This is a genomic window from Geodermatophilus sp. CPCC 205506, assembly GCF_051383635.1.
Classification (GTDB): domain Bacteria; phylum Actinomycetota; class Actinomycetes; order Mycobacteriales; family Geodermatophilaceae; genus Geodermatophilus.
On record NZ_JALPKP010000004.1, the window covers coordinates 62605 to 77361 of the forward strand.

Annotated in this window: 16 protein-coding genes; 7 read left to right on the plus strand and 9 right to left on the minus strand. The window is 74.4% G+C overall.

From position 1 onward, the window contains the following. Positions 1-5: 5 nt before the first annotated feature. The 3 genes from MY520_RS03520 to MY520_RS03530 form a co-directional block, all read right to left on the minus strand. Entirely contained in the window at positions 6-1703 is a 1698-nt protein-coding gene (locus MY520_RS03520) for a DUF885 domain-containing protein (protein WP_436690149.1), read from the minus strand. Next, positions 1700-2233, minus strand: coding sequence for an FABP family protein (locus MY520_RS03525; protein ID WP_436690151.1), 534 nt, complete (start codon positions 2231-2233; stop codon positions 1700-1702). Before MY520_RS03525 ends, MY520_RS03520 begins: the two co-directional genes overlap by 4 nt. Positions 2234-2422: 189 nt before the next feature. Then, on the minus strand, positions 2423-3352 hold the full coding sequence (locus MY520_RS03530; protein WP_436690153.1) for an NAD-dependent epimerase/dehydratase family protein: 930 nt from the start codon (positions 3350-3352) through the stop codon (positions 2423-2425). A gap of 128 nt (positions 3353-3480) precedes the next feature. Between MY520_RS03530 and MY520_RS03535 the strand changes: the two genes are divergently transcribed. Together MY520_RS03535 and MY520_RS03540 are read left to right on the plus strand one after the other, a co-directional pair. Beyond that, positions 3481-4164, plus strand: a complete 684-nt coding sequence (locus MY520_RS03535; protein ID WP_436690155.1) for a TetR/AcrR family transcriptional regulator — start codon at positions 3481-3483, stop codon at positions 4162-4164. Between the two features lie 198 nt (positions 4165-4362). After that, entirely contained in the window at positions 4363-5466 is a 1104-nt protein-coding gene (locus tag MY520_RS03540) for a right-handed parallel beta-helix repeat-containing protein (RefSeq protein WP_436690157.1), read from the plus strand. A gap of 69 nt (positions 5467-5535) precedes the next feature. Here MY520_RS03540 and MY520_RS03545 read toward each other — a convergent pair whose 3' ends face one another. From MY520_RS03545 to MY520_RS03570, 6 genes are all read right to left on the minus strand, one after another. After that, a complete protein-coding gene (locus MY520_RS03545; RefSeq protein ID WP_436690159.1) occupies positions 5536-5841 on the minus strand; it encodes a DUF1416 domain-containing protein in 306 nt (101 codons plus the stop codon). Then, positions 5838-6665: a sulfurtransferase gene (locus MY520_RS03550; protein ID WP_436690161.1), complete on the minus strand. Its 828-nt coding sequence runs from the start codon at positions 6663-6665 to the stop codon at positions 5838-5840. Before MY520_RS03550 ends, MY520_RS03545 begins: the two co-directional genes overlap by 4 nt. A gap of 38 nt (positions 6666-6703) precedes the next feature. Then, positions 6704-7150, minus strand: a complete 447-nt coding sequence (locus tag MY520_RS03555) for a DUF4395 domain-containing protein (RefSeq protein WP_436690163.1) — start codon at positions 7148-7150, stop codon at positions 6704-6706. Between the two features lie 149 nt (positions 7151-7299). Further along, entirely contained in the window at positions 7300-7767 is a 468-nt protein-coding gene (locus MY520_RS03560) for a thioredoxin family protein (protein ID WP_436690165.1), read from the minus strand. Positions 7768-7808: 41 nt separating this feature from the next. Beyond that, a complete protein-coding gene (locus tag MY520_RS03565; RefSeq protein ID WP_436690167.1) occupies positions 7809-8498 on the minus strand; it encodes an LmeA family phospholipid-binding protein in 690 nt (229 codons plus the stop codon). A 10-nt stretch (positions 8499-8508) separates the two neighbouring features. Then, the gene (locus tag MY520_RS03570; RefSeq protein ID WP_436690169.1) at positions 8509-9330 is read right to left on the minus strand and encodes a hypothetical protein; all 822 of its coding nucleotides are present in this window, start codon (positions 9328-9330) and stop codon (positions 8509-8511) included. Positions 9331-9577: 247 nt separating this feature from the next. Here MY520_RS03570 and MY520_RS03575 point away from each other — a divergent pair, with 247 nt between their 5' ends. The 5 genes from MY520_RS03575 (at position 9578) to pstA (ending at position 14734) form a co-directional block, all read left to right on the plus strand. Further along, positions 9578-10309, plus strand: coding sequence for a winged helix-turn-helix transcriptional regulator (locus tag MY520_RS03575; RefSeq protein WP_436690171.1), 732 nt, complete (start codon positions 9578-9580; stop codon positions 10307-10309). A gap of 7 nt (positions 10310-10316) precedes the next feature. After that, positions 10317-11255: a mycothiol synthase gene (gene mshD, locus MY520_RS03580; RefSeq protein ID WP_436690323.1), complete on the plus strand. Its 939-nt coding sequence runs from the start codon at positions 10317-10319 to the stop codon at positions 11253-11255. Between the two features lie 207 nt (positions 11256-11462). Beyond that, positions 11463-12575 carry a phosphate ABC transporter substrate-binding protein PstS gene (pstS, locus tag MY520_RS03585; protein WP_436690173.1) on the plus strand — a complete coding sequence of 371 codons (1113 nt, stop codon included), beginning with the start codon at positions 11463-11465 and terminating at the stop codon, positions 12573-12575. Positions 12576-12701: 126 nt separating this feature from the next. Next, positions 12702-13652 (plus strand): phosphate ABC transporter permease subunit PstC, encoded by a 951-nt coding sequence (gene pstC / locus MY520_RS03590; RefSeq protein ID WP_436690175.1) that lies wholly within the window; start codon positions 12702-12704, stop codon positions 13650-13652. Beyond that, on the plus strand, positions 13652-14734 hold the full coding sequence (gene pstA / locus MY520_RS03595) for a phosphate ABC transporter permease PstA (protein ID WP_436690177.1): 1083 nt from the start codon (positions 13652-13654) through the stop codon (positions 14732-14734). The genes pstC and pstA overlap by 1 nt, the downstream gene beginning before the upstream one ends. The last annotated feature ends 23 nt before the right edge of the window (positions 14735-14757 follow it).

Genomic DNA, 14757 nt, shown 5'->3' on the forward strand with positions numbered 1-14757 from the left:
TCAGCTCAGAGGACGGCGAGCTCCGCGGCGAGGTCGTCGAGGCCGAGCGAACCCTGCGACAGCGCCGCCATGTGCCACGCCTTGAGGTCGAAGTCCTCACCGCGGGCCCGCCGCGCCGCCGCCCGGCCCTCCAGCCAGGCCCGCTCGCCCAGCTTGTAGCTGATCGCCTGCCCGGGGAGGCCCAGGTAGCGGATCAGCTCGCTGTCGAGGAAGTCGGTGGTGCTGCCGCTGTGCTCGCCGAAGAAGGCGCGGGCCAGCTCCGGTGTCCAGGGCCGGCCGCGGTGCTCGGCCAGCGCGCCCTCGGCGTCGTCCGGGACCGGCAGCCGCAGGTGCATGCCGATGTCGACGACCACGCGCATCGCCCGCAGCTGCTGGGCGTCGAGGTAGCCGAGCCGGGTGCCGGGGTCGGCGAAGTACCCGAGCTCGTCCATCAGCCGCTCGGCGTACAGCGCCCACCCCTCGACGTTCGCGCCGACCGAGCCCAGCGACGCCTGGTAGGTCGACAGCTGCGTGGAGACGTGCGCCCACTGGGCCAGCTGCAGGTGGTGGCCCGGAACGCCCTCGTGGTACCAGATCGAGGTGAGGTCCCAGAGCGGGAATCGCTCGCGGCCCAGGGTGGGCAGCCACGTGCGGCCGGGGCGGGAGAAGTCCTGCGCGGGGCGGGTGTAGTAGGGCGCCGCGGCGCTGCCGGGCGGCGCGATCATCGCCTCGACGCGGCGGACCGGCTCCGCGAGGTCGAAGTGCGTGCCGTCGAGGGCCGCGATCGCCTCGTCCATCATCGCCTGCAGCCGCTCCCGGACGGCGTCGACGCCGTCCACGGCCGGGCCGTGCACGTCCAGCCAGCGCATCGCCTCCATCGGCGTCGCGCCGCGGACGACGCGGTCGGCCTCGGCCCGCTGCTCGGCCTGGAGCCGCCGGTGCTCGGCCCACCCCCAGGCGCAGGCCTCCTCCAGCCCGTCGCCGGCGCCGAGGTCCGAGCCGGTCCAGCGGCGGGCGTGCAGCGCGTACCGCTCCCGGCCGACGGCGTCCGGCGTGCCCTCCGCCTGCGGGCCGTAGCTGTCGCGGAGGAAGTCCCGGATCCCGGCGACCGCGTCGTCGGCGGCGCGGGCCGACCGCTCGAGGTCGCCGCGCAACGACTCCGGCCCGCCGGCGGCGAAGCCGGCGAAGAAGGGCCCGGCCAGCCACTCGCCGAGCTGGTCGACCACGGTGGCCACCTGCCGCGGCGCCACGAACGTGCCGCGCCGGGCGCCCTCCTCCAGCGACGCCCGGTACCCGCGGTAGGCCTCCGGCACCCGGGCCATCCGGCGGGCGATGACCGCCCACTCCTCCTCGGTGGCCGCCGGCATGAGCAGGAAGACCTGCCGGATGGAGTGCACCGGGCTGAACAGGTTGGACAGCGCGCGCAGCCCCTCCCCCGCCTCGTGCAGCGCCAGTTCGGCGTCGAGCCGCTCGCGCAGCAGCCGGGCGCACCGCCGCTCGACCGGGTCCTCCGCCAGGCCCGGGTCCGCGGCCAGCACCCGGTCCAGCTCGGCGAGGGTGTCGCGGGCCAGCCCGGCCTCGGCCTCGAGCCCCTCCGGGCTCGGGTCGGGCAACCGGTCGTCGCCCGGCCGGGTGCCGAGCGAGGTCGCCACGATCGGGTCCAGGTCGCAGACCGCGTCGACGTAGCGGTCGGCGACCTGTCTCGGGGTGGTCGGCCCGGTCACCGGATCCGCTCCAGGCGGGCGGACATGGTCGGGCGCAGCGGCTGGTCCCCCGCGGCGCGGTCGACGGCGTACATGAGCGCGCCCTCGACGATGCCGTAGAGCCGGACGGCGCGGCTCACGTCGGGCGCGTCGGGCGTGCGGGCGACGACGTCGCTGGTGAGCTCCCAGCTGGTCGTCGTCCGGGCCCGGCCCACGTAGATCTCGACCAGCCCGTCCGGGCTGGTGACCAGCAGCTCGACGTCGTCCCGGCCCCGGGGCCGCCAGAAGCCGGACTCCCGGGTCTCCGGCCCGATGACCTCCCCGCCGTCGGAGAGCCGCCAGGTCCGGGAGTCGTAGGCGAGGAAGCCGCGGCCGTCGTGGCTGAAGCGGACCCACTGGCCGAACCGGTGGTCGCCGCCGGCACCGGCCGCCTGCCCCTCCCCGTGCCACTCGCCGAGCAGCGGCAGGATCGCCAGCAGTTCCTCGGAGACCTCGGGACCGGAGCGGACGTCGACGGTGTCGGGGACGGGCAGCTCGGTGGCGTCGCTCACCGGCCCGTCCCCCTCGGGCGTCGGGCGAGCCGGACGGCGCCGTAGCCGCTGCCCACGGCGGCGAACGACGCCAGGGCGACGAGGACCCAGGCAGAGACCATGCGCTCCACCGTAGGGCCGCCTGGTGAGGGCGCTGGAACGGCCCCGTCCAGGGCACCGTCCTGAGCGTGCGGAGGCCGGGGGCCTTCGTCACGCGGGAGCCGGCACCGCCCCCGCCGTCGCCGCCAGGACCTGCGCCCACGGGGTCGCGGTCAGACCGAGGACCGCGGTGGTCGCCGTCGCGTCGATGACGTACTCCTGGTCGAACTGGTGCCGGACGTCGACCACCTCCCGCATGAGCGGGGAGACCGTCCCGATCGCGCGCAGCACCGGCCAGGGGATGCCGCTGACCGGCACCGGCGGCACGCCGAGCGCGGCGGCCAGGTCGCCGATCGCCTGGCGTTGCGACCGTGGTGGCGTGCTCGGCACGTGCCAGGCCCGCCCGAGCGCCCGCTCGTCGGTCCCCAGGGTCGCCAGCGTGGCGGCGACGTCGGGCAGGTACGCCCAGCTGCGCGGCGCATCCGGGTCGCCGACCACCCAGGCCCGCCGGCCGCGACGCACGGCGGACAGCTGGCGGCCCAGGTGGGAGTGCTCGGCCGGCACCTGGGGGCCGACGAAGTCCGCGGCCCGCGCCTCGGTCATCCGGATCCGGCCGGCCTCGTGCGCGGCGAGCGCCGCCCGCCACATCGCGAGCCGCACCCGCCCCTTGCGGTCGGTGGCGGCCAGCGGGCTGTCCGGCGTCATCGGGCCGCTCGGGCGGCCGTAGACGTAGAGGTTGGACATCGTCACCAGCACCGCGCCGGTGCGCTCGGCCGCCTCCAGCAGGGCCGCGGCGACCGGCGGCCAGTCGGTCGGCCAGCGGTGGTAGGCGGGGTTGACCGCGTTGTAGAGGGCGGCGGCCCCGCGGGTCGCGTCGGTCAGCGCGCCGGCGTCGGTCGCGTCGACCGCCCGGTGCTCGACGGCCTCGGTCGATCGCCCGCCGCTGCGCGAGAGCACGCGGACGCGGTGCCCCTGCGCGGCCAGCAGCTCCGCCGTCGTCGTCCCGACCGCGCCCTTGCCCACGATCACGTGCAGTGCCACGTCGTCCTCCTCGTCGCGTTTCGAGAGCAGTGCTCTCGCTTGCGGACGACGCTCGCACATTGCGGGACGTGGCGTCAAGAGCGGCGCTCTCACTTGCGTGCGGTGCTCGCACGAGCGACGATGGGTGCATGCCGACCACCGCGCGCGAACGCGTCCGGGCCGAGCTCACGGCCGAGATCACCGACGCCGCGCGCCGGCAACTGGCCGAGGTGGGCGCCGCCGCCCTGTCGCTGCGCGCCGTCGCGCGGGAGCTGGGGATGGCCTCCTCGGCGCTCTACCGCTACTTCCCGAGCCGCGACGACCTGCTCACCGGACTGATCATCGACGGCTACGACGCGCTCGGGGCAGCCGCCGAGACGGCCGACGACCCGACTGCCGCGCCGCGGGACCGGTGGCTGGCCGTCTGCCGGGCCGTCCGGGCGTGGGCCCGCGCCCACCCGCACGAGTACGCACTGCTCTACGGGTCCCCCGTCCCCGGCTACGCGGCCCCCCGGGACACGGTGCCCGCCGCCGCCCGCGTCGGCATCGTCCTGGGCCGGGTGCTCGGCGACGCCGCCCGCGGAGGCGCACTGCCCGAGGGGGCAGGGGTGCCGCGGGACGCCTCGCTGATCAGCGACGACACGGTGACCGTCCTCGGCGGCGAGCACCCCGCGCTCGACGACGCCGTCCGGCTGCGCGCGCTGCTGGCCTGGAGCGCGGTCTACGGGACGATCAGCTTCGAGCTGTTCGGCCACTTCGTCGGCTCGGTGGTCGACGCCGACCGCTACTTCGACCGCGCGATGGCGGAGCTCGCCGGGCTGGTCGGTCTCTGACGTTCCCGCCGGTCGTCGGGCACGCACCGTCCTCCGAGGGGTCGCGGTCGGGGACGGCGCGCCGGGTGCGGCGGCCCGAGGACTGGTCACCCGCCGACGTCCGCGAGGAGGCTCCGCCGCGTTCGACGGGGTGGAGCGCGGCCGGACACGGACGTCCGGCCATCGGGGACGACACCCCACGAGGTGAGGAGACGCCCCATGCGCATCCGCAGGTCACGAGTCCTCGTGGTCGCGTCGGTCGCGGCCGTCACCACGCTCGGCCTTGCCGGCCCGGCTTCGGCCGACGACGCCCACCCGGAGGACTTCGACATACAGGAGGCGGTCGACCGGGCCGAGTCCGGCGACACCGTCCACATCCCACCGGGCACCTACCACCAGAACGTCGAGATCACGACCGACCACATCACCCTGTCCGGCTACGACGTGGTCCTCCGGCCGGCCGACGACGCCGAGCCCACCCAGTGCGACGGACCCGCGGAGGAGGGCGCCGAGGCGCGGATCTCGGGCATCTGCGTCTTCGGTGAGGTCGTGTTCCCGGCGGAGGACGACCCGACCGGGGAGATCGAGGTCGTCGACGCCGTGGAGGGCGTGACGGTCCTCGGGATCACGGTCGAGGACTTCACCGGCAACGGGCTGATCGGCCTCGGCACCGTGGACCTCGAGGTGGAGGACAGCCGGTTCGAGGACAACGGCGGGTACGGCGCGGCCAGCTTCGTCACCCACGGGACGACGTTCCACCACAACGCCGCGGTCGGGAACACCGAGGCCGGCTTCTACGTCGGCGACAGCCCCGACGCGCAGGCCGACGTCCACGGCAACCACTCCACCGGCAACGAGCTGGGCTACTTCTTCCGGAACGCCAGCCACGGGTGGGTCAAGCACAACGTGGCCGAGGGCAACTGCGTCGGGACGCTGGTCCTCTCCGGCGCGCCCGGTCTCGCCAGCGGCTGGGAGTACGCCGAGAACGAGGTGACGGCCAACAACAAGGTGTGCGCCGGCGTCCCCGAGGAGGGCATCCCGCCACTCAGCGGGGCCGGCGTCGCGCTCGTCGGCGCCCAGGACTTCCTGGTGCACCACAACACGGTCACCGACAACGCCTCGGATGCCGAGAGCGCGGTCGAGGGCGGCATCGTGGTGGTCTCGAGCGCCTCGGTGCCGGGGCTCATGCCCTTCGACCCGATGGGCACGGTCGCGGAGAACTGGGTGTTCGGCAACGAGCCCGCCGACCTGGTCACGGACGGGACCGGTGACGTCGACTTCGACGACAACCGGTGCGACACCCCGGCCGAGCTCTGCGACTGACCCCCGCACACGACAGCGCCCGCCCGGCACACCAGCCGGGCGGGCGCTCGGCCCCTCCCGGGGCTGTCGTCAGTCGATCGCGACGGTGGTCTCGTTGAGACCGACGTCGGCGGTCAGCACCCGCTCGCCCTTGCCGAACGGCGCGAGCGAGCGCAGCTTCCACTGACCCGGCGCGGCGAAGAACCGGAACTCACCCTCGGGGCTGGTGACCACCTCGGCGGTGAACTCGTCGGTCGTGTCCAGCAGCCGGACGTAGGCACCGGCGACGGGAGCGCCGTCGTGCCACACCTGGCCCTGGATCACCGTCTGCGTGGTCAGGTCGATCCCCTCGAGACCGTTGCCCTGCTTCGGGGCTCCGCACATGGTCGAACTCACTTCTCGATCGGGACGCCGACGAGCGAGCCGTACTCGACCCAGCTGCCGTCGTAGTTCTTGACGTCGGGCTTGCCGAGCAGCTCGCGCAGCACGAACCAGGTGTGGCTCGAGCGCTCGCCGATCCGGCAGTAGGCGATGGTCGCCTTGCTGTCGTCGTAGCCCTGCTCGTCGTAGAGCTTGGCCAGCTCCTCGTCGCTCTTGAACGTGCCGTCCTCGTTGGCCGCCTTGCTCCACGGGATGTTCTTCGCCGTGGGGACGTGCCCGCCCTTCTGCGCCATCTCCTGGGGGAGGTGGGCGGGGGCGAGGATCTTGCCGGAGAACTCGTCGGGCGAACGGACGTCGATGAGGTTCTTCGAGCCGATCGAGGCGACGACCTCGTCGCGGAAGGCACGGATGGAGAGGTCGGGCTCCTTGGCCTGGTACCGGGTGGCAGGGCGCTCCACCGGGTCCTTCGACAGCGGGCGGCCGTCGAGCTCCCACTTCTTGCGGCCGCCGTCGATGAGCTTGACGTTCTCGTGGCCGTAGAGCTTGAAGTACCAGTAGGCGTACGCGGCGAACCAGTTGTTGTTGCCGCCGTACAGGATCACGGTGTCGTCGTTGCTGATCCCGCGGGACGAGAGCAGGGCCTCGAAGCCGGCCTTGTCGACGAAGTCGCGGCGCAGCGGGTCCTGGAGGTCCTTCTTCCAGTCCAGCTTGACCGCGCCCTCGAGGTGGCCGCCGTCGTAGGCGCTGGTGTCCTCGTCGACCTCGACGAAGACGAGGCCGGAGGTGCCGAGGTGCTCCTGGGCCCAGTCGGCGGTGACGAGCACGTCGTTGCGGCTCATGGGGGGTGTTCCTCCCTGTGGTCGGGTGTGCGGATCGGTCAGGTGGCGCGCGCCGGCACGAGCCGGCGGACGGTCAGGTACAGCTCGCAGCCGAGGCAGAAGCCGGTGGCCGCGTTGAGCAGGGCCGCCACCAGCGCGAGGCCGGTCGCGACGGCGCCGACGAGCGGCGCCCCGAACAGGTACCCCGCGGCCCCCACGACGGCGAAGCCGAGGCCGACGAGCTGGGCGAAGCGCGGCGGCGCCTCGGGTTCCCGCTCGCGGACCGGGCCGAGCCGCGGGGCGACGAGGACGCGGAACAGCACCCCGTAGGGCGCGTACCGCAGGCCCGCGACCGCACCGACCGCGAAGACGGCCGCCTGGACGGCGACCAGCCAGCCGGCGGCGGTGAGCAGGGCGACGGCGAGGACGACGCTGGTGACCCACGCGGCGAAACGCGGACCCCGGACGTCGACCAGTCGCTCGGTCGGATGGGGGGCAGCAGACATGGGGTACTGGGCTTCCGGACGGCGGTCAGGGCACGTCTGGACGAGGCGGGCTCGCCCTCAGGCGCCCGGACACAGGCAGCTGCCGACGCGGCACAGGTCGACTGTGCGGCGGGAGGTCAGCAGGATGCCCACGGCGCGAGGGTAACGGATCACCCGTCCCACCTGTCCCGCGCACCGGCGGCGGTGGCCACGTGGGCGTCGACCAGCGCGGTGAGCTGCTCGGCGCGGGGTGCCCCGCTGCTGCGGCCGACGACCCCACCGGCGCGGTCGAGGTAGAACAGCGTCGGGGTCCGGCGGACGTCGAGCTCGCGGACGGCGTCCAGGTGGCTCTCCGCGTCGACGTCGACGTAGGCGAGGCCCGGCCGGGTGGCCCGCAGCTGCTGGAGCCGGGCCCGGGTGGCCCGGCACGGTCCGCAGAACGCGGTGGAGAACTGGACGACGGTGAGGTCGGCATCGCCGGGGCGCACCCCCAGTCGCGCCAGGACGGCGGTCGTCGACGCCTCCGCGGCTCCGCTCTCCGGCTCGCGCACCGCGCCGTCCCTCCTCCGCAGCCACCAGGCGGCGGCCGCCACCAGCACCAGCGCGACGGCCAGCACTCCGGCTCCGGTGGCACTCACTCCCGCGCCAACCCGCCACCGCGGTGCGGTGTTCCCACGGATCAGCCGCCCAGCACGGTGTCGGTGGCCTCGACGGCGACGTCCACACCGTCGTCGGCCGGGGTGACGGCGGTGACCTGGAGCCCGAACGGCAGCTCCGGGATCGGGTACCGCAGGTCGAGCAGGTCACCGGCCCGCTCGACCAGGAACCCGGGGATCTCGACCCCGGCTCCGGCGGCCTCGTCGACGTCGACCACCAGGTCGCCGCCGTCCAGGCTCACCGTGCCGACGGCGGTGAGCGGCAGGGTGAGGCCGGCGAGCTCCACGGTGCGCTCGACCCGCAGCCCGTCGCCCTCGCGGGCCAGCGTGGTGCCGGGGCCCAGCTGCGCGGCCAGCAGCTCGTAGGAGAGCGTCGCCGTCCCGTCGATGCGCTCGACCGGCACCTGCTCCACCGAGCCGGAGAGGACGTCGGACAGCGGCACCGCCACGCCGCGCAGCGCGACGTCGGCGCGGGTGCCCTCGGGCTGCCCGAGGTCGGCGGCGGTCAGCGCGATCCGCACGTCCTCGTACCGGCCGCCGACCGCCTGGGTGAGGAAGGGGAACCCCCGGATGTCCACGTCGGGCTCCCCGGCCAGCGCGCCGCGCTCGGCGATGACGGCGGCGACGCGGTCCTCGGCCATCCCGACGCCGACCCGGTCGGCGAGCACGGCCAGCCCGAGCAGGAGCAGCAGGACGACGAGCAGCGCGCGCACCCCGCGGCCCTCAGAGCGCGTTCTGCAGGACGAGGGAGAAGGCGACCGGCGCGAACGCGGCGATCGGCAGCACCGCCTGCACCAGGGGCACGGCCCAGGCGCTGCCCGGCCCCTCGGCGACGACGTGGTCGGCGACCAGGGCGACCAGCGCGGCGACCCCGCCGAGCACGAGGCCGAACAGCAGCACCGTCAGCACCTCGAACAGCTCGCCGGAGCCGTGGCGGACCATCGCGACGGCCGCGCCCGCCAGCACCGACAGCACCAGGCCGGGGACCCCGCGGGCCAGCTCGGCGGCGATCGGCGGCCGGGGCAGCACGAGGTCGACGAGGTGTCCCACCAGCAGCGTCGTCCCGACGACCAGCAGCGCCGTCGTCACGACCCGGGAGCCCTCACCGGAGGTCTCCAGCCGCAGCAGCACCGCCAGCGCGCACACCGCGCAGAGCAGGAGCAGGACGCCGGCCAGCGAACCGACGACGTCCCGCCGCGGCGCCCGGCGGACCATCTGGTGGAGCACGGCGGCCAGGAAGCCCAGCCCCGGCACGGCCAGCAGGGAGCCCACCTCGGGTCGCTCGGGCACCACCAGCAGCACGTCGGCACCGGCGGCCCCGGCCAGTCCCAGCACCGGCGCGCCGGCCCGCGCGAGGACCCCGGTGGCCGGGACCCACGCGGCGACCAGCGCCACCTGCAGGACGGCGACCGCGGCCAGCCGCCCCCGCTCGCCGAACTCGGCGGGCAGCAGCACCAGGAGGACCACGGCGACGGCGACCGCCCCGGCCGCGAACAGGTGCCCGCTGCGCGCCGGCAGCTCGACCCGGGTCGTGGCGGCGGTCACCCGGTGATCGTCTCAGACGCCCGGCGTCCGATCCGCCCGACGAGCGGACCGGATGCCCCGCTCTCGGCGTGTCCGGAGCCCGGCACCTCCCACGCGGTGGCGTCCCCGGTGTGCACCGTCACTCGCCGTGGACCGGTCACCCCGGGAGGATTCGGCAACACGTCGGTTATCCTGCTGTCTCCGTCTCGACAGCGCCGTCGTGGGCCCCCGGACGACATCTCGTCCCCGGCTCCCTTGAGGAGACCACATGCGACTCGTGCTCATGACCTCGGCGCGGCAGGCCACGACGGAGGTGCTCCCGGCCCTCGGGCTGCTCGGGCACCAGGTCCGCGTGGTGCCCCCCGAGCTGTCGAGCCTCCTGGACGGCGACTCCGGCGACGTGGTCCTCGTCGACGCCCGCCACGACCTCATCCAGGCCCGCACGCTGTGCAGCCTGCTCTCCTCGACCGGCGTGGCGTCGGCCCTGGTGGCCGTGCTCGCCGAGGGCGGCCTGGTGGCGCTGTCGGCCGACTGGGGTGTCGACGACGTCCTGCTCGACACCGCCGGCCCGGCCGAGGTGGACGCCCGGCTGAAGTGGGCCACCGCCCGCCGGCTGGCCGCCACCACCCCGGCCGACGGCCTCGACGGCGGTGTCACCCAGGCCGGTGAGCTGGTCATCGACGAGCACAGCTACTCGGCGAAGCTGCGCGGCCGCCCGCTCGACCTCACGTACAAGGAGTTCGAGCTGCTCAAGTACCTGGCCCAGCACCCGGGCCGGGTCTTCTCCCGCGCGCAGCTGCTGCAGGAGATCTGGGGCTACGACTACTTCGGTGGCACCCGCACCGTCGACGTCCACGTCCGCCGGCTGCGGGCCAAGCTCGGCACCGAGCACGAGGCGCTGATCGGCACCGTGCGCAACGTCGGCTACAAGCTCGACCAGCAGGTCGCCGACGCGACCGCGGCGGCCGCGCGCGCCGAGGCCGACACCGAGCTGGTCTGAGGCCGCCCTGTCCGCTCCTTCCGCGGTCCGGGACGTCGAGCGCCTCGACGCCGCCGACGTCCGCGCCGTGCTCGCGCTGCTGCGCGACGCGGCCGCGGCGGACGGCGTGCGCCCGCTGTCGGAGGAGGCCGAGCTGCGGCTGCAGCACGGCGGCCCGGCCGGTGGGCGGGACGTGCTGGTCCCGGCGGCGGACGGCGGGCCGGCGGGGTACGCCCGGTTCGAGGGCGGCGACGGCACCGGGGACGCCGAGGCCGAGCTGGTCGTCGCCCCCGCGCACCGGCGGCAGGGCGTCGGCCGCACGCTGCTGACCCGGCTCGAGGAACTCGCCGGCGACCGCCCCCTGCGGGTCTGGGCGCACGGCGACCTGCCCGGCTCGGCCGAGCTGGCGGCCGACGGCTACCAGCGGGCCCGCGTGCTGCTGCAGATGCGCCGGGACCTCGACGGGGTCGACCCGGCTCCGCGTCCGGCCCTGCCCGACGGCGTGCACGTGGAGGCGTTCCGGCCGGGGCGGGACGAGGCCGCCTGGCTGCGGGTCAACGCCCGCGCCTTCGCCACCCACCCGGAGCAGGGCGCCTGGACCGTCGAGGACCTCCGGCTGCGCGAGGCCGAGCCCTGGTTCGACCCCGCCGGCTTCTTCCTCGCCTGGCGCGGCGACCCCGCCGCGGGTGGCACCCTGCTGGGCTCGCACTGGACCAAGGTGCACCCACCTGGCGACGAGGGCCCGGACGCGGTCGGCGAGGTGTACGTCCTGGGCATCGACCCCGACGCCCAGGGGCTGGGCCTGGGCCGGGCGCTCACCGACCTCGGGCTGGCGCACCTGCGCGCCCGCGGCCTGGGTCAGGTCCTCCTGTACGTCGACGAGGACAACACCGCCGCGGTGACGCTCTACGAGCGCAGCGGCTTCACCCGGTACGCCGTCGACGTCTCCTGGCGCCGCGCCCTCTAGGACCGGTACGGCGCCGGCCGCGAGCCGCCGCGCCCCCGTTCACCTGCTCGACGTGACGTGGTTCTCACCCCGTCGACCAAGCCTCGATCGGCGTTCACCTCGCGTTCACCGAGCAACCCGGATGCGTCCACCTCGGCTGCCTAGCGTCGGTTCCCGTTGGTCCCCTGCTGCCCGGCGTCGACGCGCGGGCACACGTCGAAAGGCACCGTGTTGAAGCTCAGCACCAGGTCGCGCGCCGTCGCTCTCTCGGCGGCGCTCGCCGGCACCCTCGCGCTCGCCGCGTGTGGCGCCTCCAACGAGGGGAACGCCGGCGACAGCGGCAGCACCGGCGGCTCCACCGAGCTGAGCGGGACCCTCGTGGGCGCCGGCGCCAGCAGCCAGCAGGCCGCCATGCAGGGCTGGACCGCGGGCTACTCCGGCGTGCAGTCCGGCGTCACGGTGAACTACGACCCGGTGGGCTCCGGCGGCGGCCGCGAGCAGTTCATCGCCGGCGGCACCGACTTCGCCGGGTCCGACGCGGCGCTGGACGACGAGGAGCTCGCCGAGGCGCAGGAGCGCTGCGCCGGCGGGGAGGTCTTCGAGCTGCCCAACTACATCGCCCCGATCGCGGTGGTCTACAACATCGAGGGCGTCGACCAGCTGAGCCTCTCGCCCGAGACGGTCGCCGGCATCTTCAACCAGCAGATCACGACCTGGAACGACCCGGCGATCGCCGCGGACAACCCCGGCGCCACGCTGCCGGACCTGGCCATCACCCCGGTGAACCGCTCCGACGAGTCGGGCACCACCGAGAACTTCACCGAGTACCTGGCCGCCGCGGCCGCCGCGGCGTGGCCGCACGAGGCGAGCGGTGACTGGCCGGTCGCCGGGGGCGAGGCCGCCCAGGGCACCTCGGGCGTGGTCAGCGCGGTCGGCGGGGGCAACGGCACCATCGGCTACGCCGACCTGTCCCAGGCCGGCGACCTCGGCGTCGCCAGCATCGGCGTCGGCGAGGAGTTCGTGGCGCCGACCGCGGAGGCCGCGGCCGCCGTCGTCGAGAACTCCGAGACCCTCTCGGGCCGCGGGCAGTACGACTTCGCCATCGAGCTCGCCCGCGACACCACCGCGTCGGGCAGCTACCCGATCGTGCTGGTCAGCTACCACATCGGCTGCATCCAGTACGACGACCAGGAGAAGGCCGACCTGGTCAAGGACTTCATGGGCTACGTGATCAGCGAGGAGGGTCAGCAGGCGGCGGCCGAGGCCGCCGGATCCGCCCCCATCTCCGACGCGCTGCGCGAGCAGGCCCAGGGTGCGATCGACGCCATCACCGCCGGCTGATCCCAGCCGCACGGGTGACGGCCCGGGACGCCGAGACGGCGCCCGGGCCGTCGCTCCGCCCGGCGACGGGCGACCGCACCGCAGGCCCCAGCCCCGCCCACCCGGCCCACACCCCACGGAGCATCGGTGACCGCCACCAGGACCCCGACCGAACCCGGCGCCGCCAAGCCGGTCCGCCGGCCGGGCGACCGCATCTTCGCCGGTGGCGCCAAGGGCGCCGGCATCCTGATCCTCGTCATCCTCGCCGGTGTCGCGGCGTTCCTGATCGTCGAGGCGCTGCCCGCGCTCAGCGCCCCCAGCGACGACATCCCCGGCGGCGAGGGCCTGGCCGGCTACGTCCTCCCCCTCGTCTTCGGCACCCTGCTGTCCGCGGTGATCGCCCTCGTCGTGGCCACCCCGCTGGCGGTGGCCATCGCCCTCTTCATCACCCACTACGCCCCGCGCCGGCTGGCCCAGGGGCTGGGGTACGTCGTCGACCTGCTGGCCGCGATCCCGAGCATCGTCTACGGCTTCTGGGGCATCGCCTGGCTCGCGCCGAAGCTGGTGCCCTTCTACCAGTGGCTGGAGGCCAACCTCGGGTTCATCCCGCTGTTCGCCGGTCCGACGTCCTCCACCGGCCGGACGATGCTCACCGCCGGCATGGTCCTGGCCATCATGATCCTGCCGATCATCAGCGCCATCTCCCGCGAGGTCTTCCTCCAGGTGCCCACGCTGCACAAGGAGGCCGCGCTCGCGCTGGGGGCCACCCGCTGGGAGATGGTGAAGATGGCCGTCCTCCCCTACGGCAAGTCGGGGATCATCGGCGGCGCGATGCTCGGGCTCGGCCGGGCCCTCGGCGAGACGATGGCCGTGGCGCTGGTCCTCTCGGTCTCCGGTGGCATCACGTTCAACCTGATCAGCAGCGGGAACCCCTCGACGGTCGCCGCCAACATCGCGCTCGAGTTCCCGGAGTCCAGCGGGATCGACGTGAACACCCTCATCGCCAGCGGGCTGGCGCTGTTCGTGATCACCCTGGCCGTCAACATGCTCGCCCGCTGGATCGTCAACCGCCGGGCCGACTTCTCCGGAGCCAACTGATGAGCCTCCAGACGACCGCGACCCCGACCGGCGCGTCGGCGGACGACGTCGCGGGGGCGCGCTCCCGGCGCCGGCTCCCGCAGTGGGCCCCGGTGGCGGCCTTCCTCGCCGCGGCCGTCGTGGCGGTCCTGCTCGAACTGCTCGGTGACTTCAACATCGCCCTGGTCGTCATCTACACGGTCGTCCTCGGCACGGTGGCCGCCTACGTCCTCTCCCGGGTCGTGGAGGGCCGGCGCAAGGCGACCGACCGACTGGTGACCTGCCTGGTCGTGAGCGCCTTCGGCATCGCGGTGGTGCCCCTGGTCGCCCTGGTGTGGACGGTCGTCGGCCGCGGCATCGAGCGGCTGGACGGCGAGTTCTTCGGCTCCTCTCTCGTCGGCATCGTCGGCGAGGGCGGCGGCGCCTACCACGCGATCATGGGCACGCTGATCATCACCGTCCTCACGACGCTGATCTCGGTCCCGATCGGGCTGATGACCGCCATCTACCTCGTCGAGTACGGCCGCGGCCGGCTCAAGCGGTCGATCACCTTCCTGGTCGACGTCATGACCGGCATCCCGTCGATCGTGGCCGGCCTGTTCGCCTACGCGCTGTTCGCGCTGTTCTTCGGCCCCGGAATCCGGCTGGGCATCATGGGCGCGGTCGCCCTGTCGGTGCTGATGATCCCGGTCGTCGTCCGCTCGGCCGAGGAGGTCCTCAAGCTCGTCCCCAACGAGCTCCGCGAGGCCGCCTACGCCCTCGGCGTGCCCAAGTGGCGGACGATCGTCAAGGTCGTCATCCCGACCGCCATCGCCGGCCTGGGCACCGGCGTGACGCTGGCCATCGCCCGCGTCGTCGGCGAGACCGCGCCGCTGCTCATCACCGTCGGCATCACGAACGGCACGAACCTCGACCCGTTCGACTCCCGGATGGCCAGCCTCCCGGTCTACGCCTACTACCAGCTCACGCAGCCGGGCGTCCCGCCGGAGTTCGCCATCGACCGCGCCTGGACGGCGGCGCTGCTCCTCATCATGCTGGTCATGGGCCTCAACGTGGTCGCCCGACTGATCAGTCGCTTCTTCGCTCCCAAGACCGGCCGCTGACCGGGTCAGCACCGACCAACGAA